This is a genomic window from Streptomyces pacificus, from assembly GCF_011766325.1.
In the GTDB taxonomy this organism is placed as follows: domain Bacteria; phylum Actinomycetota; class Actinomycetes; order Streptomycetales; family Streptomycetaceae; genus Streptomyces; species Streptomyces pacificus.
Map to the genome: position 1 here is coordinate 198,158 of NZ_BLLG01000002.1, position 17,507 is coordinate 215,664.

Annotated in this window: 17 protein-coding genes; 2 read left to right on the forward strand and 15 right to left on the reverse strand. The window is 73.7% G+C overall.

Annotated elements, in window-relative coordinates:
* Positions 1 to 297: 297 nt before the first annotated feature.
* Positions 298 to 804, reverse strand: coding sequence for a MarR family winged helix-turn-helix transcriptional regulator (locus tag SCWH03_RS03775; RefSeq protein WP_173261759.1), 507 nt, complete (start codon positions 802 to 804; stop codon positions 298 to 300).
* Positions 801 to 1,934: a PP2C family protein-serine/threonine phosphatase gene (locus SCWH03_RS03780; protein ID WP_173261762.1), complete on the reverse strand. Its 1,134-nt coding sequence runs from the start codon at positions 1,932 to 1,934 to the stop codon at positions 801 to 803. The genes SCWH03_RS03775 and SCWH03_RS03780 overlap by 4 nt, the downstream gene beginning before the upstream one ends.
* 521 nt (positions 1,935 to 2,455) lie before the next feature.
* Between SCWH03_RS03780 and SCWH03_RS03785 the strand changes: the two genes are divergently transcribed.
* Together SCWH03_RS03785 and SCWH03_RS03790 are read left to right on the forward strand one after the other, a co-directional pair.
* Complete coding sequence (locus tag SCWH03_RS03785; RefSeq protein ID WP_254076541.1) at positions 2,456 to 3,226, forward strand: DUF4142 domain-containing protein; 771 nt, start codon at positions 2,456 to 2,458, stop codon at positions 3,224 to 3,226.
* Between the two features lie 460 nt (positions 3,227 to 3,686).
* A complete protein-coding gene (locus SCWH03_RS03790; protein WP_173261765.1) occupies positions 3,687 to 4,853 on the forward strand; it encodes a PucR family transcriptional regulator in 1,167 nt (388 codons plus the stop codon).
* 232 nt (positions 4,854 to 5,085) lie between these two features.
* Here the strand turns inward: SCWH03_RS03790 and hypE are convergent, their stop codons facing one another.
* The 13 genes from hypE to SCWH03_RS03850 all read right to left on the reverse strand — a co-directional run bounded on the left by hypE (position 5,086) and on the right by SCWH03_RS03850 (position 17,419).
* Positions 5,086 to 6,153, reverse strand: coding sequence for a hydrogenase expression/formation protein HypE (hypE, locus tag SCWH03_RS03795; RefSeq protein WP_173261768.1), 1,068 nt, complete (start codon positions 6,151 to 6,153; stop codon positions 5,086 to 5,088).
* Positions 6,146 to 7,279: a hydrogenase formation protein HypD gene (hypD, locus tag SCWH03_RS03800; RefSeq protein WP_173261771.1), complete on the reverse strand. Its 1,134-nt coding sequence runs from the start codon at positions 7,277 to 7,279 to the stop codon at positions 6,146 to 6,148. The genes hypE and hypD overlap by 8 nt, the downstream gene beginning before the upstream one ends.
* Complete coding sequence (locus tag SCWH03_RS03805) at positions 7,276 to 7,587, reverse strand: HypC/HybG/HupF family hydrogenase formation chaperone (RefSeq protein ID WP_173261774.1); 312 nt, start codon at positions 7,585 to 7,587, stop codon at positions 7,276 to 7,278. Before SCWH03_RS03805 ends, hypD begins: the two co-directional genes overlap by 4 nt.
* Positions 7,588 to 7,623: 36 nt before the next feature.
* Positions 7,624 to 10,086, reverse strand: a complete 2,463-nt coding sequence (gene hypF, locus SCWH03_RS03810; RefSeq protein ID WP_173261776.1) for a carbamoyltransferase HypF — start codon at positions 10,084 to 10,086, stop codon at positions 7,624 to 7,626.
* Entirely contained in the window at positions 10,083 to 10,778 is a 696-nt protein-coding gene (gene hypB / locus SCWH03_RS03815) for a hydrogenase nickel incorporation protein HypB (RefSeq protein ID WP_173261779.1), read from the reverse strand. Before hypB ends, hypF begins: the two co-directional genes overlap by 4 nt.
* 3 nt (positions 10,779 to 10,781) lie before the next feature.
* Positions 10,782 to 11,174, reverse strand: a complete 393-nt coding sequence (locus SCWH03_RS03820; protein ID WP_173261781.1) for a hydrogenase maturation nickel metallochaperone HypA/HybF — start codon at positions 11,172 to 11,174, stop codon at positions 10,782 to 10,784.
* 476 nt (positions 11,175 to 11,650) lie between these two features.
* On the reverse strand, positions 11,651 to 11,758 hold the full coding sequence (locus tag SCWH03_RS29810; RefSeq protein WP_371872602.1) for a DUF6893 family small protein: 108 nt from the start codon (positions 11,756 to 11,758) through the stop codon (positions 11,651 to 11,653).
* Complete coding sequence (locus tag SCWH03_RS03825; protein WP_173261784.1) at positions 11,755 to 12,312, reverse strand: hydrogenase maturation protease; 558 nt, start codon at positions 12,310 to 12,312, stop codon at positions 11,755 to 11,757. The genes SCWH03_RS29810 and SCWH03_RS03825 overlap by 4 nt, the downstream gene beginning before the upstream one ends.
* The gene (locus tag SCWH03_RS03830; RefSeq protein ID WP_173261787.1) at positions 12,309 to 13,760 is read right to left on the reverse strand and encodes a hypothetical protein; all 1,452 of its coding nucleotides are present in this window, start codon (positions 13,758 to 13,760) and stop codon (positions 12,309 to 12,311) included. The genes SCWH03_RS03825 and SCWH03_RS03830 overlap by 4 nt, the downstream gene beginning before the upstream one ends.
* A complete protein-coding gene (locus tag SCWH03_RS03835; protein ID WP_173261790.1) occupies positions 13,757 to 14,398 on the reverse strand; it encodes a DUF6084 family protein in 642 nt (213 codons plus the stop codon). The genes SCWH03_RS03830 and SCWH03_RS03835 overlap by 4 nt, the downstream gene beginning before the upstream one ends.
* Positions 14,395 to 15,060, reverse strand: coding sequence for a DUF5947 family protein (locus SCWH03_RS03840; RefSeq protein WP_173261793.1), 666 nt, complete (start codon positions 15,058 to 15,060; stop codon positions 14,395 to 14,397). The genes SCWH03_RS03835 and SCWH03_RS03840 overlap by 4 nt, the downstream gene beginning before the upstream one ends.
* Positions 15,057 to 15,644, reverse strand: coding sequence for a NifU-related iron-sulfur-binding protein (locus SCWH03_RS03845; RefSeq protein ID WP_173261796.1), 588 nt, complete (start codon positions 15,642 to 15,644; stop codon positions 15,057 to 15,059). Before SCWH03_RS03845 ends, SCWH03_RS03840 begins: the two co-directional genes overlap by 4 nt.
* On the reverse strand, positions 15,641 to 17,419 hold the full coding sequence (locus tag SCWH03_RS03850; RefSeq protein WP_173262490.1) for a nickel-dependent hydrogenase large subunit: 1,779 nt from the start codon (positions 17,417 to 17,419) through the stop codon (positions 15,641 to 15,643). Before SCWH03_RS03850 ends, SCWH03_RS03845 begins: the two co-directional genes overlap by 4 nt.
* Positions 17,420 to 17,507 lie beyond the last annotated feature (88 nt).

A 17,507-nucleotide genomic window follows, 5' to 3' on the forward strand; every position in this document is an offset into this window, starting at 1 on the left:
GCTCCGCTGGAGCACGGCTCCTTCCGAGCCGTGGGCGACGGTGTTCGCCGCGATCAGGCGAGAGAAGACGAGGTGCGGGTCGGGACGCGGCACGAGGGCTCCGGCGGCGCGCGGGAGCGCCCCGGCAGCAGCGCGGCCCAGGCTGCCGCCGAGGGCGATCGTGCGGGGAGCCCCACGGGTTCAGCGCGGTGATCACGATGGCGGCCGCGGTTCCCGGCAGCGGCGTGGAGACGGCCTCCCGCCTCCGCCCGGGTACCCCGGGCCGGGGCCGGCGCCGGGGTGCCCCAGCCGGCCTGGCTAGCGGTCCGCCCAGCCCAGGGGGTACATCGCACTGTCCGCGGCAGGTGCGTTCGGCTCGCCCCCCGCCTCGTTGAAGGCGTTGAGCGCCCCGACCAGCGCGGCGCGCTGACCGCAGGCCATCCTCTCCACGATCGTCGCGATCTCGCGTCGGCGCCGGTCCGTGACGTCCTCGACGAGAGCGCTGCCCTCGGGTGTGAGTCGCAGCACCGTCTCCCGCCGGTTCTCCGGGTTCGTCTGCCGGTCCGCCAGGCCTGCCGCGATCAGGCGGTCGATCATGCGCATCGCCGTGGAGGGGTTGACGCCGAGCCGCTCGGCGAGCACCACGAGCTTGGCCGGCCCGTGCATCGAGAGCACCACCAGGAGGCGGAACTGCGGCAGCGTCACCCGGTCCTCGACCGCGGCCAGGGAGCGGGCGGAGACGGCGACCAGCAGCCGGGACGCCGTGAGTACCGCGCGCGTCACGGCGTCGACGTCGTCGACATGCTGTTGCCCTTGTTCGGTCATAACCCTTTTCTACCCTCCACGATCGGTGTGGCGGCCGCGCCCGGCACCCGGGGGACCGTGCCGCCGATCACATCCGCTCGGTGGTAGCGGAGCAGCAGCATGGCCGCGTCGTCGTGGAGTGGCCCCTCGGCATGCTGGACCAGGTCGCCGCGCAGCGCCAGCAGGGCGGACTCGGGATCGGGGTCCCTGAGCAGACCGGCACGTTCGTCCAGGGGGTAGAAGCGGTCGGCCGGGTCGCGGGCCTCGGAGACACCGTCCGTGTACAGCAGGATCTGGTCACCCGGCGCGAAGTCCGCCCGGTAGGGTTCGGGGCCCTTCGCCCCGTGCAGCCCGAGCCCCAGCGGCAGCGCGGGCACCGGCGGCTCCGCGAAGCCGACCCGGCCGTCGGGCCGCAGGAGCATGGGTGCGGGGTGGCCGTAGTTGAGCAGCGTCACCCTCCCGTCGTTCCCGACCTCCGCCAGAACGGCCGTGACGAACCTCTCGCCCTGGAGTTCCCGGTCGGCGACCCGCTCGAGTCGGGCGCCGACACCGGCCAGGTCCGGCTCGTCGTGCGCGGCCTCGCGGAACGCGCCGAGCACGAGGGCGGCCGTCTCGACCGCGTCCAGCCCCTTGCCCTGGACGTCCCCCACGATCACCCGGACGCCGGTGGGTGCGGCCACCACCTCGTACAGATCGCCGCCGATGCGCGCTTCGGCGACAGCGGAGGTGTACGAGACCGCCACCCGGAGGGGGCCGGCGCTGCGCGGAACCGGCCTCAGCAGCACCCGCTGGGCGACCTCGGCGATCGACCTGACACTGGCCAGTTCGGCCTCCCTGCGCTGCCTCATCACCGCGGCGACCAGCCCGGCCACGGTCACTCCCGCCACGGACGCCAGCGCCGTCCAGCCCCTGCGGGTCTCGAACAGGCCGTCGTACAGGCCGAGCGTGAGGCACAGCAGCATCGCGAGTGCGCCGATCATGGCCGTCCTGCGCCAGCCCCCGACCAGCCCGGCGAAGGCGGGGCCCAGGGAGACGAGGGGGAGGAACCCCGTCGAGGGGCCCGCCGTCACGTCGACGGCGGTGACCACGGCCATGACGCCGTACGGGAGGACGGACAGCACGGCGGAGCGCCGCGGAGTCGCTTCGGGCATCACGGGATCCCACGGTGTACGAGGGGCGGTGCGGGCGGCTGCGAGCGAGGGGTCCGGCACCACCGCGGACCGACGCTTGATTTAGCCTATGCAAAACTTACCCTCCCGAAGCATTTCGGTGGGATCTCGTTACCGAACCGACAGCCACCACGGCGCAGCCGCTCGAACCGGAGGTGCAGGTGGATTCCTCGGCCCCCGCCCCCGGACGGCCGCGCGCCTACCCGGGGCTGCGCACCGATGGGACGTCCGAGGGGGACCGCGAGGCCGGACGGCTCAGCCCGTTCGTCCGGCTGGAGTGCGACCCCGCGTGCCACCGCCCCCGCGGCCGCGGGCGGACGGCCGGCGGATGACATGGGGCCGGTCGGCCGGAGCCCGCGGCCGGGGACGGCTCCCCGCCATCGGTGAACGCGCCCGCCGCCTGATCCGTACTGCTGACTGCGTGCCGTGCCAGCCGCCGTACAACAGCTTCCGGGCGAATTGAACGAGCACGAGCAAGTACTCCATGCCGACCGGGAGGCATCATGCGTTCCAATCGAAGCGCAGCCGCATCCACCACTTCGAGGACGATAGGGGTGGTCCTGGCCGTCTGCGCGGTCATCGCCACCGCCCTCATCGTCACGCGGGGAGGCGACGAGGAGGCGTCGGCCTCGCAGGCGCCCGCAGGGACCACCGCCCAGAACGGCTACGGCCAGTCCGGAACCGAGGGGTACGGGCACTCGTCCGACGCCGGGCATGACACCGGGGCCGAAGGCTCCGATGCGGAAGCCGAGGGCAGCGCGGCCCAGGGCGGCAAGGCGGAGCGGTCCGGGCCCCAGCCGGTGACCGAGGTGGACAAGACGTTCCTGGTCGCGGTCCGGCAGGCGGGCCTGTGGGAGATCCCCGCGGGCCGGCTCGCCCAGACGAACGCGTCCAGCGAGGCGGTCAAGCGCGCCGGACTGCACCTGATGGACGGGCACAGCAAGCTCGACCAGCTGGTCCGCGAGGATGCCGAGATCCTCGGCGTGCCGATCCCCGACCAGGCCACACCGGAGCAGCAGGGCTGGGTCGAGCAGATGGAGAACGCCCGGGGAGCCGAGTTCGACCGCATCTTCGCGAACCTTCTGCGGGCGTCCCACGGAAAGATCTTCGCCACCATCGGCGAGGTCAGGGCCGCCTCGCAGAACGACCTCATCCGCCGCCACGCCCGGCAGGCCAACCAGACGGTGCTGGACCACCTGGAGGTCCTGGAGGACACCGGCCTGGTCGACAGCGCGACCTTCGCCGAGGTGGAGGAGGCCGTGACCGCGAAGTAGACGCGGCCACGCGGCCGGCCCGCGGCGGTGCTGGATCATTCCTTTGCACTGTGCAATCCTTCGGGGGGCGGCGCCGACTCGCCGGAGGAGCGGACCCGCTCGCCCGTGAGGCGCGCGAGCGGGTCCAGCCGTGACGCTCGGCGGCTCTGCGCCACCCCCGGCTCCGGACACGCACACCGGCCCCCTCCGGGTCGGCCGCAAGGAGGTGCGGTCCGGAGCCGGCCGCCGCGCAGAGGCCCGGAAGAAGGCACCGGAAGAAGATGAAGAAGATGACGGCACCATGCCTCTGGCACAGGATTTTGCACTGTGCAATAATCTCGGCAGAGGAGGGCCCGTCAACAGGCAGGCCCATGCCTGGGAGCTGAGGCACTGGCACGGTGACGCAGTCTTCACACGCCCGTCTGCTGCCGGCGGCCCTCCTCGCCAAGTGCGTTCTGCCGTCCTTCGGCAGAATGGCGGTATGGCGATGGGCGGAGAGTCCCGAGCCCCGCGTTCCGCGGAGCGCCCCGACGCCGCCCCACCGAAGGCCGTCCGGGGCGGAGAGGCACTGAATCGCCACCACCGGCTCCTCGCCGAGGCGGCTCTCAGCGGACGGCGGCTGTCCGAGGCGTCCCTCCGGGACCTGCGGGAGTGGGGAGCGGCCGCGGCCGACCGGGGCACCCCGCTCCACACCGTGCTCAACGACCACTTCACCGCTGCCCGCCGGATCTGGGCCACACTGCGCTGTCCTCAGCGCGACGGCCGGCCCGACGGGCTTCACGACGTGGCACAGGCCTTTCTGCGCGCCGGCGGCGACTCGGCCGTGGCACTGAGCGAGGGCTACGAGACCGCCCACCGGGCGGCGATCCGCCGGGAGGAGGCGAGTCGGCGCGAGTTCGTCGACGACCTGCTCGAGGGGCGCACACCGCTGGGCCGGCTGGCGGAGCGGGCCGAGCGCTTCGGCCTCCGGCTCGCGGGACCGCACACCGTCAGCGTCGGCCGTGCGCAGGGGCGCTTCCAAGCGGGCGACGCCACGACCCGGTACGTCGAGGACGCGCTCACCACCCGGTTCGGGGGGGAACAGGTACTGATCACCACCAAGGACGGCCTGCTGGTCTGCGTCGCCTCGGGGTCGGGCACACAGGTTCCGGAGTTCTTCGCCGGACAGGCGGCACGTGCGGTGGCGGGGCCATGCCGGATCGCCGTGAGCAGACCCGGTACGGGACCCAGCGGCATCGTCCGCTCCTACCAGGAGGCCCGCAGAGCCCTTGATGTGGCGCACCGGCTGGGCTTCACCGCATCCGTGGTGCGGGCCTCGGACGTCCTGGTCTTCCAGGTGCTGGAGCGGGATCGCGCGGCGATCACAGATCTGGTGGGCACCGTTCTCGGGGGCCTCGAACACGCCCGCGGAGGCCCGGGCACACTGCTGGAGACCCTCGCCGCGTACTTCGCGACGGGCTGCAGCAACACCGGCACGGCCAGGCGGCTGGGACTGGGGGTCCGCACCGTCGGGTACCGGATCGCCCGCATACGCCAGCTCACCGGCTACGACCCGATCGACCCCGACCAGCGGTACGTCCTGCAGACGGCGGTGCTGGGAGCCCGCCTCCTGGGCTGGCCGGCGAACCCGCTGCAGTCCGCCGACTGAGCGCCCCGCGGCGGCCCGCGGGCAGAGGGGCCCCGTGCCCCCGGTACTCCGCGCCCGGACACCGGACGCGGAGTACCGCCGGTGCTGCCCGTAGTGCCCTTGCGGCGGGCGCCCCCGGGGCGGGGTCCCCGCCCCTGCCACGTGCCGGCTCGCCCCCGGGCACCGGCCGGGGTGGTGGCGGGCCCTGGCCGGTGCCGTCGTCCCGGGCCCCGCCACCACCCCGGCGCCGCGGTCAGCAGATGCGCGGCAGTTGCTCCCCGAGCGGCAGGTCCACCACCCGTGTGCCCCCCAGCCCGGTGCGGGCGACCACCATCCCGGGGTGGTCCGCCACCGCCTCGCCGATCACCGCCGCCTCCCTGCCGAGGGGGTGGGCGCGCATGGCCGCGAGCACGGCGTCGGCGTGCGGGCGGGGGACGAAGGCGACGAGCTTGCCCTCGTTGGCGACGTACATCGGGTCCAGTCCCAGCACGGCGCAGGCGTTCGCCACCGGCGCGGGGACCGGAACGGCCCGCTCCCGGACGACGACTCCGGTTCCGGAGGCCGCGGCGATCTCGTTGAGCGCGGCAGCCAGTCCGCCGCGGGTCGGGTCGCGCAGGACGTGCAGGTCCTCGGTGACCGCGAGCATCGTCTCGACGAGGCCGGCGAGGGCGGCGCAGTCGCTCTCGATCTCGACCCCGAACTCCAGGCCCTCGCGCACACTCAGGACGGCCACCCCGTGGACGCCGATCGGACCGCTGACGATCACGACGTCACCGGGCACGACGCGCTGCGGCCGCAGATCGACCCCGGGCGGAACGAGGCCGATACCGGAGGTGTTGATGAAGACCCCGTCGCCGTGGCCCGCCTCGACGACCTTGGTGTCGCCGGTCGCCACCTCCACTCCCGCCGTGCGGGCCGCCTCGCCGAGGGCTTCGGCCACCCGCCGCACCACCTCGGTCTCGACGCCCTCCTCGAGGATGAACCCGCAGGAGAGGAACGCGGGGCGGGCACCGCTCATGGCGAGGTCGTTGACGGTGCCGTTGACGGCGAGGTGCCCGATGCTCCCGCCGGGGAAGAACAGCGGGCGCACCACGAAGGAGTCGGTCGAGAACGCGAGCCGGGCACCGCCGAGTTCGACCGTCGCGGAGTCGCCCATCGCGGACAGCGCGGGCCCTCCGTAGGCGGGCGCGAAGACATCGCGGACCAGTTCCGCCGACAGGGCGCCGCCCCCGCCGTGGCCCATCACCACCCGGGGCTGGTCGCGCAGGGGAAGAGGGCACGTCCAGGCGAGGACGTCCGGCGCTTCGGTGGTCTCAGACAACGGGACTTCCCTCCAGGGGACGCGACGCGGCGGACGGCAGGTCCAGCCGCCGGTAGAGGTAGTAGGCCGCGCAGGCGCCCTCGCTGGAGACCATCGTGGCCCCCAGCGGCGAGCGCGGGGTGCAGACGGTGCCGAACGCCTCGCACTCGTGCGGCTTCAGCAGGCCCTGGAGCACCTCTCCGCTGCGGCAGGCCGCCGGTTCGCGGGTGTCGATGCCGGTGACCTGGAAGCGGTGCTCGGCGTCGTACTCCCGGTAGCGGGGCGAGAGCCGCCAGCCGCTGTCGGGGATGACGCCGATCCCGCGCCAGGCGCGGTCGGTGACCTCGAAGACGTCGTCCAGCATCGCGCGGGCCGCCGGATTCCCCTCCGGCCGGACGGCGCGGGGGTAGGCGTTCTCCACGGAGTGCTCGCCGCGCTCCAGTTGCAGCACGGTGCGGCGCACGCCCTCCAGGATGTCCAGCGGCTCGAAGCCGGTGACCACGATGGGGACCCGGTGCCGTGCGGCGAGTCCGGGGTACTCGCCGGTGCCCATCACACTGCACACGTGCCCGGCGGCGAGGAATCCCTGCACCCGGCAGTTCGGGGACCGCATGATCGCCTCGATGGCGGGTGGCACCCGCACATGGGACACCAGCAGGCTGAAGTTCGGGATGCCGAGCCTGCGGGCCTGGTACACCGTCATGGCGTTGGGCGGCGCCGTGGTCTCGAAGCCGATGCCGAAGAACACCACCTGACGGCCGGGGTTCCGCCGGGCGATGCGCAGCGCGTCGAGCGGCGAGTACACCACCCGTACGTCACCGCCCTCGCCGCGCACCTGGAAGAGATCGCGGCCGGTTCCCGGCACCCGCAGCATGTCGCCGAAGGAGCAGAAGATCACCCCGGGGCGGGAGGCGATCTCCAGGGCCTTGTCGATGACCTCGAGCGGGGTGACGCAGACGGGGCAGCCGGGGCCGTGGATCAGTTCGACCTCGTCCGGGAGGAGCTGGTCGATGCCGTGCCGGATGATGGTGTGGGTCTGGCCCCCGCACACCTCCATCAGCGCCCACGGGCGGGTCACGGCGGCGCGGATCTCGCCGAGCAGCCGTTCGGCCAGCGCGGGGTCCTGGAACTCCTCGATGTACTTCATCGCCGGGCCTCCTCGGGGGACCGGTCCGACGCTTCCGGCCCGTCCGGCCCGTCCGGCTCGTCGGGGTCGCCGAACTCCTCCTGGAGCAGACCGAGGTTCTCGAACAGCTCCAGGGTCCGCCGGGCCGACTCCTCGTCCAACCGCTGCAGCGCGAATCCCACGTGGACGACGGCGTACTCACCGACCCGGAGATCGGGAAGGTACTCCAGGCACACCTCCTTGACCACCCCGCCGAAGTCGACGGTGGCCATCCGGGTGCCGTCCCGGTCCTCGACGTCCAGCACCCTGCCGGGTACCGCCAGGCACATGCCTCTCTCCTCGCTGTCGTGCCGTGTACCGCTGGTTCATCCGGCGTCTGACGCCGCACGTGCGGCGACGACGAGCTGGCCGAGCGCCAGTCCCCCGTCGTTCGGCGGGATCCGGTGGTGCCGCAGTACGGTGAAGCCGTCCTCCCGCAGGCCCGCGGCGCACGCCGAGGAGAGCACCGCGTTGGCGAACACGCCCCCGGTGAGTGCGGCGGCCGCCAGCCCGTGGCGCTCCCGTGCCAGGGCGCAGACCCTGCGGACCAGCACGGCCACCGCGGCGTGGAAGCGCGCCGCGATCACGGGCACCGGGGTGCCAGCCCGCACATCACCGGCGACGGCCGCCAGGACGGGGGCGGGATCGGCGGTCAGCGCGGCCGCTGACGCGCCGCCCGCCGGCCCCAGTCCGAAGGCGTACGGCTCCCCGTACCCGCCGTCCGCGAGGACGGCGGCCGCTTCGAGCTCGACCGCGCCCTGCGCCTCGTAGCCCGCGATGTGGCACACGCCCGCGAGGGAGGAGACCGCATCGAAGAGGCGGCCCATGCTGGAGGTGGGAACGCAGTTGAGATTCCGCTCCAGTTGCCTTCCCAGCAGCGCGAGTTCCTGCTCGGGGCAGGCCGCGGTGCAGGGCAGCTCGCCGCTCCAGCCGATGCCGGCCGCGCGCAGATGGGCGAGGGCCATGCGGTAGGGGCGCCGTACGGCCGCGTCACCGCCGGGCAGGGGGACGTAGGCGAGGTGCGCGAAGCGGTGGAAGCCGTCGTAGTCGGCGAGCAGGAACTCGCCGCCCCACACAGCACCGTCGTCGCCGTGGCCGGTGCCGTCGAAGGCGACGCCGATCACGGGGCGGCTGCCGTCGAGCCCGTGCTCGGCCATGGCGGAGGCGATGTGCGCGTGGTGGTGCTGGACGTGCACGACGGGCCGGCCGTCGGCGGCGCGGCCGGCCCAGCGGGCGGAGCGGTAGCCGGGGTGCCGGTCGGCGGCGAGCAGCTCCGGCCGCACTCCCGTGACCGCCTCCAACTGCTCCTCGGCGCGGGCGAAGGCGTACTGGGTGGCGAGGTCGTCCATGTCGCCGATGTGCGCCGACAGCCACGCCTTGCGGTCCCGACCCAGGCAGAAGGTGTTCTTGAGGTCCCCGCCGACCGCGAGGGCGGGCCGGACCGGCACCGGCAGGGTGACCGGCAGCGGGGCGTATCCCCGGGCGCGGCGCAGGGTCAGGAGTTCCCCGTCGCAGACCCGCACCACCGAGTCGTCGCAGGGGACGTGGATGGGGCGGTCGTGCAGCAGCCAGGCGTCGGCGAGGTCCGCCAGCCGCTCCAGCGCCTCCCCGTCGTCGGTGACGATCGGCTCCCCCGCCATGTTGCCGCTGGTCATGACGAGGAGCCGGGGACCGGTGTGCTCCTCCCCCGGAAGGCCGAGCAGCAGATGGTGCAGTGGGGTGTACGGGAGCATCACGCCGAGGTCGGGGCTGCCGGGCGCCACCCCTCGTGCCGGCCACGGGAGTCCGGACGGGGCGTCCGCGGGCGGTACGCGGCGGCGCATCAGGACGATCGGCCGCACGGGGCCGGTGAGCAGTTCCCGCTCCTCGGCACCGAGGTGGACGAGATGCCCGATGTCCCCGATGTCCCGGGCCATGAGGGCGAAGGGCTTGTCGCCGCGGGACTTGCGGCGGCGCAGGAGCGCCACGGCGCCCTTGTTGCCGGCGTCGCAGGCGAGGTGGTAGCCGCCGAGGCCCTTCACGGCGAGGATCGCCCCGTCGGACAGCAGTTCGCGGGCCTCCAGGACCGGGTCGGCTGCGACGGGCGGCCCGCCGAGGCTGCGGTCGTCGGGATGGGGCGCGACCACGTGCCGGGGGCGCAGCCCGGGGGCCGCCGGGGCGACGACCATCCGCAGCCGCGGCCCGCAGGAGGGGCAGGCCACGGGCTGGGCGTGGAAGCGCCGGTCGCCCGGGTCGGCGTACTCCCGGGCGCAGTCGGGGCACAGGGGGAAGCCGGACATCGTTGTGTGTGCGCGGTCGTAGGGCAGGCCGGTGACGATGGTGAAGCGCGGGCCGCAGTGCGTGCAGGTGATGAACGGGTGCCGGTGGCGGCGGTCGGCCGGATCGGCGAGTTCCCTCAGGCAGTCGCCGCAGGTGGCGGTGTCCGGGGAGACCAGGGTACGGACGGGCCCGTCCCGGTCCGAGGCCACGATGAGGAATCCGCTGCCGCCGGCAACGGGGACCTCCTGGTCGTGGACGGACTCGACGACCGCGAGCGGCGGGGCGTCCTCGGCGATCCGGGCGCAGAAGCGGGCCACCGCGAGCGGGGCGCCTTCGACCTCGGCGACGACGCCGTCGCCGGTGTTGGTCACCTGGCCGGTCAGCCCCAGCCCGGTGGCGAGGCTGTGGAGGAAGGGACGGAAACCCACCCCCTGTACGACTCCCCGCACGGTGACCCGGCGCCGCTGGACCGGTGCGGGGGCGGCGAACCCCGGCCGGGAGGCGGCCGGGCCCGGCGCTGAGGTGGTCACGCCCGGGCCTGGGCCATCACCGGCATGTGGACCGCGGTACCGTCCGCAGCGGCAAGGGCCCGGTCGAGCAGCACCCCCGTGCCGGCGCCGGTGCGGGCGGAGCAGAGGGCCACGTCCACGCCCGGATTGACCTGCTCGACGTTGGCGCGGAAGGCGGCCTCGTCGAAGCCGACGGCCTCCGCGATATCGGTCTTGGTGACGATCACGAGGTGGGCGAGGCCGAAGGCCGTGGGGTACTTCAGCGGCTTGTCCTCGCCCTCGGTGACGGATGCCAGCACCACCCTCAGCGTCTCGCCGAGGTCGTAGGAGGCGGGGCAGACGAGGTTGCCGACGTTCTCGACGAAGACCAGCCGGGTGTCCTTCGCCGGCCAGCCGCGGAGGTGTCCCGCGAGCATGTCGGCCTCGAGGTGGCAGAGCCCGTCGGTGAGCACCTGCTTGACGGGGAGTCCGGAGCGGGCCAGGCGCATGGCGTCGTTCTCGGTGGCGAGGTCGGCCGTGAGGGCCGCGGCGGTGACGCCCCGCTCCCGCGCCAGCAGGAGTTCGGCCTCGAGCAGCGCGGTCTTCCCGCTGCCGGGGCTGGAGAGGATGTTGACGACGCTCGTCCCGCGCGCGGCCAGTTCCCCGCGCAGGATGCCGGCCGCCGCGTCGTTCCCGGCCAGCACCGCCTGTTGCAGTTCGACGACACGGCACATGCGTCAGCCCTCCTGGGAGATCGGTTCGCGGACCCCGGGGTCCGCGGGGTCGTCGTGCCACTCCACGGCGGCGATCCGCAGCTCGCGGCCGGACACCAGCTCCACGGTGGCCCGGCCGCACAGCGGGCAGGCCAGCCGCGGCGGCACGCCCACCGCCCACTCGCCGTCGCACGGGGCGCAGCGGGCGCGGGCCCGGACGGTCTCGATGGCGAGTCCGGCGCCTTCCACGGCGGTTCCGGCGCAGGCCAGTTCGAAGGAGAAGGCGAGCGCGTCGGGGACCACTCCGGCCAGCTCGCCGATCAGCAGGCGCACGGTGCGCACCGCGGTGACGCCCTGCGACCGCGCCGCTTCCCCGACCTGGTCGACGACGGCGAGCGCGATGGACATCTCGTGCATCGGTCTCCGTCCTGGGCGGCGGTGGTCCGCCTGCGCCCGGGGCGGGCGCGGCCCCGCCCATTAGAGGGGCCCCCGCCGGACCGTACCGACCGGCGCGCCGACGCCGCCCGGCCGCGTCCGCCGTTCGGTGCAGCGGCCCCCGCGGCCGGGCGGGGGCCGGTCCCCGCCCGGCCGCGGGGGCCGGGATCGCCCGGGTCGCGCCGAGCGACCCGCGGGGTGACGACCATGGCGACTCTGCCGGGGCCGCGAGTCGCGCCCGTCCCGGCGGTCCCGCCGAGCGGGGCGGGGCGGGGATTCGGGGGGGCGAGCCCCACGGGACACACCGTGCGGGCACGGGGACCGGACCCCGCGAGCCGCGCCGCCCGGACCACACTGCCCGCCCGTACCGCCCTGGCCGGGCGGGGCGGGGCGGGCGGGCCGGGGCGGGCGAGGACGTGCGGGCCGGGGAAGGCAGGGCCGGCAGGGCCGGCCGGGCGTCACATCCTGCGGATGCGCAGATAGCGCCTGAGGTCCGGGAGGAATCCCCTCACGAGCGCGATGACCGCGGTGGCAGCCGCGGCTCCGCCGATGACCTTCTTGATCATGGGTGTGCTCCTCCTGTGTGGCCGGTCCGTGCCGGGGCTGACTGGTGCACCAGGTCCGTGATCATGCGAACGGCCCCGGGCACGGCGGCGGCGACCCGCGGGCTGAGTCCGATCCCCTCCTCGACGCAGGCGGGCTCGCAGCCGACGACGAGGACCCGGCGCGGCGGCTGTGCGCCGGTGCCGGCGCACAGCGTGTCCAGCAAGGCGAGTACGGCGTCGGGGGACATCCCGTGTCCGTCGAGGGCGCCTGCGTCCGTGCCGGTGTGCGGGGGGACGCCGGCGCCGCCGCCGGGATCCGGCTCGATGAGGTAGAGCGTGCCGGGTTCCCCGCCGCGCGCCGTGGCGTCGGCCAGGACGAGGGTGTCGTAGCCGTCCAGCAGCCGGTAGGCGAGGTGGACTCCGCGGATGCCGATGTCCGCGACCTCGACGTGGCCCGGGAGCGGCCGCCCGGCCAGCGCGCGCACGGTCTCCACGCCGAAGCCGTCGTCGCCGAGGAAGATGTTGCCGGCACCGGCGACCAGGGTCCGGGGGCCGTCCTGCGGGGGCGCGTTCACGCTGTCTCCAGGGGTTCGACCTCGTCGGGCTGGAAGTAGAGGAACCGGCCCTGCTCACGGCGGATGTCGGCGCCCGGGTCGCCCTCCACGGTGACCGCGAGGTGCACACCGCCGTCCACGTCGTGGAGAACGGCCTCGACCAGGGCGGTCCGGCCGTGCAGGAACAGGTCCTGCGCGTCGCTGCGCCGCAGCCCGGGCCGCAGTACGACCCGGCTTCCGGCCCCGAGGGCGGCGCCGTCCACCACCACCCGGTCGTGCTCCGGGTCGACGCCGGTGTCCCCGCCCGGATCCCACCAGGGGGTGTCGGGGCGGGCGGTGCCGTGGTCGCAGGGGGCGAACGGAGCGAGGGGATCCTCCTGCGGCGCCGGGCCGGTGGCCTCCCGCAGGCTGCGCACGGCGCCGTGCAGCCGCTCCAGTACCTCCGCCGGCATGGTGTCGGCGAGTTCGACGACGGCGGCCGCACGCTCGTCGGTGCCCCTGGCCTCGCGCTTCTCCTCGTCCGTGAGGGCCGCGGTGCGCAGGGCGAGGATCTCGTCGATCTCGGTGGCGTCGTACAGGGCGCCGGGGCTCTCCGGCGCGATGGCCGGATGGTCCTCGAGGATGATCGGGGAGGACAGCACGAGGTCGGTGCGGCCGGGTTCGCCCGCGAGCACCGGCCAGGTGCGGAGGTTGCGGCAGGCCGCGACGGCCCCCTTGGCCCACTCCGGCGGGCCGGTCATGGACAGGAACGCGCCGCGGTCGAGGCAGAGCAGCAGATGGCTGGCGAGCAGCGAGTGCGCCAGGGCCGCGTCGCGGTCCCCGCCCGGTCCCGGCACCCAGTCGCAGGTGTTCTCCACGACGGCCGTGAGCCGCGTCGTCCGGTAGGGGCCGTCGAGTTCGGCCGCGGACAGCCGCACCACCCCGCTGATCTCCCCGCGGCGGCGCAGCAGGCGGCCGGCGGTGCGTCCCTCGCCGTCCAGGACCGGTTCGGTCTCCCGGCGGGCCGGCCGGGTGAAGGGGACGGCGACGCCCTCGCCCGCCAAACCGGCTACGGGCACGGTCAGTTCGACGCGTTCCTCCACACCCTCGTCCCAGGGGACCAGGATCCGGTCGTCCAGGTGGAGTCCGGGGACCGTTTCGAACCCGCCGTCCGGGAGGACTCGTTGGACGGTGCGCCGACGGGCGTGCAGGAAGCGGACCTCCACCGCGAGGTTCGCGCCGGGCCGGGGTTCCATCAGGCATTCGGTTTGCTGGAAGGAGTGCTCCCCGCCGCGTGCGCTCCACGCGGGCGGCACGAGCACCCCGAACTGCCAGCGCAGCCGGTTCTTGGCCGCAGAGGCCCGGTACGGGTACAGCACATAGCCCTCGAACAGGACCGCGTCGGCGACCTGTCGCGCGGTGGCGAGCCGGGCCTCGACCGCGGGGGCGAATGCGGCGGAGGAGGAAGCGTCGGAGGCGGGGGCGGTCACGGGGCGGTCCTCCCGCCGGAGGCGTCGAGCAGGGCCTCGACCGTGGACTCCCAGGACGGCAGGGCGCGCCGGGAGCGGAAGGCGAGGAGGGCGTCCATGGTCGCGCGGGGCAGTCTGAGCCAGCCGCAGCCCGGGAAGTGCTGCTCGAGCATCTCCTGCCACACCTGCACGGGCATCCGGAACTCCGCTTCCCGGTCCCAGGGAACCGGTTCGACGTGGAATCCGCCGGCGCCGGTGAACGCGGTGCCGGAGAAGAGCATCAGCAGCGGCACCTCGCCCTCGGCCAGGGCGCGGGTGTAGCGGGTGGCGGCCACGTCCGTGTCGTAGGTGCAGGGGACGCACAGTTCGGTCTCGGTCTCGCCGGTGAAGCCGGGCACCATGTGGGAGACCTGTGCGAACTGCACCGGGTGCAGGGAGCTGCCCCAGCGGGAGCGTGTCCCGAAGAGGTCCTTCAGTCCCTCGGCCTCGGAGTCGGTGTAGCCGCGCCGGGCCGGTTCGATGCGCAGCTGGCAGCGCAGGGCGAGTGCGTGCACCCGGGTCCCGGGGGTGGCGGTGATGCGCAGCGTGAAGACGAGCGTCGGGCCGGCGGCGTAGGGGTCGGCCCGTACGCCGGTGCAGTGGAAGGTGAATTCGGTCATGCCCGGCTCCCCCGGAGCGGTGCGGCCCGCTGCCGTACGCGGTCGAAGAAGGCGTCGAGTTCGGCGCGGGCCCGGGGGCCGCCGTCGAAGCCCTGCCAGGTGAGCCGCATCCGGCCCACGAGTTCGTAGGTGGTGTCCACCGGCACCAGGTGGCACTCGGTGCGGTCGCCGGAGCGGCGCAGCAGCAGCGCCTCCACGTCGGGTTCGAGCATCCCGGCCAGGCCGGTCGCGGCCAGCACCGCCTCCCAGGCGGACGGTTCCGGTTCGCTCTCGGTCGCGCCGGCCGGGCTCGGGTAGAGCGCGACGGGACGTCCGAGTGCGGAGTTGTGGAAGAAGAAGGCGACGCTCACCGGGATCCGCAGCAGCTCCCAGGTGGTGTCCTCGATGCGGTGTCCGGGGTCGGTGAGATGGCGCGAGGGCACGGCCCGGAAGCGGCCCCGGGAGGTGCCGGGCCGGTCGAGGAGCCGGGTACAGGGATCGCAGGCGCAGGCCAGTGCCCGTTTCTCGGTGTCCACGAGATGCCGGTGCGGTGTGCCGGGGAGGGCGGAGCCGCAGAGTTCGCAGCGTTCCTCGCGGGGTGCCCGGGGCGCCGTGAAACGGCGCAGTCCGCGCGGGCCCGGGGCGGTGGGAGGCCGCGCCGGACCTGCCGGGACGGCGCTCACCGCGCGGAGGCCGGAGCACGGCCCGCGGCGGAACCGCCGCCCGGCGGCCGGGCGGCGATCTGCAGGAGGGCGGGTTCGCGGGTGACCGGCTCCAGTTCGACGGCCGTCACCTCGGGTGCGAAGCAGGCGAGTGCCTCGACGGCCGCCTGCCGGGCGACCTCCTGGGTGCTGGGGCAGCCGCATCCGGTCGAGCCGGTGAGGCGGAGCCGCAGGACTCCGGTGGTCTCGTCGAAGCCGGCCGATTCGAGGGAGTGCCGGACTCCGCGCAGCGCCCGGGCGATCCGGGTGGGCACGTCCTCGGGGTGCAGATCGTGCAGGACCAGCAGGCTGCTGACGAGTTCGTCGCCGAGCAGCCCGGTGAGCGGCGCGGGGGGGTGCCCGCCGCCGGGAGTGTCGCCGCCGGGGCTGCCGAGCAGCTCCACGGTCCTGGCCAGGGCGGCGCCGTAGAAGTCCATGAGGACCCGGACGAGTTCCTCGGCGGCCGCGCACGCCCGCTCGTCGCCGCCGGCGGCCAGCCGGTCGAGGATCTCCTCGACCCGCCGGCCCGCCCGCTCCGCGCTGACCGTGCCGGTGTGCGGGCTCATCCGGCGAGGCCGCTCAGACCGGTGGGCACGTGCATCGACTTCACGGTCCTGCCGTCGCCGACGTACATGTGGACGCCGCAGGGCAGGCACGGGTCGAAGCTGCGGACGGCCCGCATGATGTCGATGCCCTTGAAGTTCTCCGGGGTGTTCTCCTCGAAGATGGGCGTGTTCTGCACCGCGTCCTCGTAGGGGCCGGGGGTGCCGTAGCTGTCGCGGGTGCTGGCGTTCCACGGGGTCGGCGGGTACGGGTGGTAGTTGGCGATCCTGCCGTCCCTGATGACCATGTGGTGGGAGAGGACGCCCCGGACGGCCTCGGTGAATCCGGCGCCGATGGACTCGTCGGGCACGTCGAACTTCTCCCAGGTCTGGGTGCGTCCGGCGCGTACCTCCTCCAGGCCCTTCTCCGCGAAGTGCAGCGCGACGGCGGCGGCGTACGCCTGGAAGTAGGTGCGGGCGCGGTTGCGCTCCAGGGCGTTGCTCCACTGCGGGATCTTCCACTCGAAGGTGGTCTCCGGCTTGGTGAGCGAACGCGGCAGGTTGATGACGACGCTGTGCCCGGTGGCCTTGACATAGCCGATGTCGACGAGGCCGGAGAGTGCGGTGGACCAGAGCCGGGCGATGGGGCCGCCGCCGGTGTCGAGCGGCAGGTGGTCCTTGCCGTCGAACCAGCGCGGGGACATCACCCAGCTGTACTTGTCGGCGAAGTCGCGCTTCTGGGGGGCGGGGATGGTGTGCTGGTTCCACGGGTGGCGCGGGTCGACGGGGTTGCCGAGCGGGTCGTGGGTGACGAACTGCTCCTGGCCCTCCCAGTCCTCGTAGTACGAGCTGCCGAGCAGGATCCGGATGCCGAGGTTGATCTGGGTGAGGTCGTTGGTGACCAGCTTGCCGTCCACGACGACGCCCGGGGTGACGAACATCCTCCGTCCCCAGTCGGTCATGTTGGCGTAGGTGAAGTCGCAGTACTCGGGGTCGTTCAGGGCGCCCCAGCAGCCGAGCAGCACGCGGCGGCGGCCGACCTCCTCGTAGCCGGGCAGGGCCTCGTAGAAGAAGTCGAACAGGTCGTCGTGGAGCGGGACGACCCGCTTCATGAACTCCACGTACCGCATGAGGCGGGTCAGGTAGTCCGTGAAGAGCTGGACGGAGGCGACCGTGCCGACGCCGCCCGGGTAGAGCGTGGAGGGGTGCACATGGCGGCCCTCCATCAGGCAGAACATCTCCCGGGTGTAGCGGCTGACCTGGAGGGCCTCGCGGTAGAACTCGCCTTCCAGCGGGTTCAGCGAGCGCATGATGTCGGCGATGGTGCGGTAGCCGTGCTCGGCGGCGTGCGGGGCCTCGGTGCGCTCGGCGAGTTCGAGGACGCCGGGATTGGTCTCGCGGACCATCTTCTCGCAGTAGTCGACCCCGACCAGGTTCTCCTGGAAGATGTTGTGGTCGAACATGTACTCGGCGGACTCGCCGAGGTTGATGATCCACTCACCGAGGTGCGGCGGCTTCACCCCGTACGCCATGTTCTGCGCGTAGACGGAGCACGTGGCGTGGTTGTCACCGCAGATGCCGCAGATGCGGCTGGTGATGAAGTGCGCGTCGCGCGGGTCCTTGCCGCGCATGAAGACGCTGTAGCCGCGGAAGACCGACGAGGTGCTGTAGCACTCGGCGACCCGCTTCTGCTTGAAGTCGATCTTGGTGTGGATGCCGAGACTGCCCACGATCCGGGTGATCGGATCCCAGGACATCTCCACCAGGCCGTCGCCGGCCGCCTGTGTCTTCGGTGCCATCGTGTGTGCGGTGCCCTTCTTGACGTCGTCATGTCGTCGCGTCTTCACGTCTTGCCGGCTTCACGTCGTCACTCTTGCCGTCTTCACG

Bases quoted from the DNA above. Each gene is read 5' to 3' on its own strand.
- SCWH03_RS03835 (WP_173261790.1), bottom strand. From the start codon at position 14,398: ATGACCGAATTCACCTTCCACTGCACCGGCGTACGGGCCGACCCCTAC.
- SCWH03_RS03845 (WP_173261796.1), bottom strand. From the start codon at position 15,644: ATGAGCCCGCACACCGGCACGGTCAGCGCGGAGCGGGCGGGCCGGCGG.
- SCWH03_RS03785 (WP_254076541.1), top strand. From the start codon at position 2,456: ATGCGTTCCAATCGAAGCGCAGCCGCATCCACCACTTCGAGGACGATA.
- SCWH03_RS03780 (WP_173261762.1), bottom strand. From the start codon at position 1,934: ATGCCCGAAGCGACTCCGCGGCGCTCCGCCGTGCTGTCCGTCCTCCCG.
- SCWH03_RS03805 (WP_173261774.1), bottom strand. From the start codon at position 7,587: ATGTGCCTGGCGGTACCCGGCAGGGTGCTGGACGTCGAGGACCGGGAC.
- SCWH03_RS03790 (WP_173261765.1), top strand. From the start codon at position 3,687: ATGGCGATGGGCGGAGAGTCCCGAGCCCCGCGTTCCGCGGAGCGCCCC.
- hypD (WP_173261771.1), bottom strand. From the start codon at position 7,279: ATGAAGTACATCGAGGAGTTCCAGGACCCCGCGCTGGCCGAACGGCTG.
- hypB (WP_173261779.1), bottom strand. From the start codon at position 10,778: ATGTGCCGTGTCGTCGAACTGCAACAGGCGGTGCTGGCCGGGAACGAC.
- SCWH03_RS03775 (WP_173261759.1), bottom strand. From the start codon at position 804: ATGACCGAACAAGGGCAACAGCATGTCGACGACGTCGACGCCGTGACG.
- SCWH03_RS03820 (WP_173261781.1), bottom strand. From the start codon at position 11,174: ATGCACGAGATGTCCATCGCGCTCGCCGTCGTCGACCAGGTCGGGGAA.
- SCWH03_RS29810 (WP_371872602.1), bottom strand. From the start codon at position 11,758: ATGATCAAGAAGGTCATCGGCGGAGCCGCGGCTGCCACCGCGGTCATC.
- SCWH03_RS03850 (WP_173262490.1), bottom strand. From the start codon at position 17,419: ATGGCACCGAAGACACAGGCGGCCGGCGACGGCCTGGTGGAGATGTCC.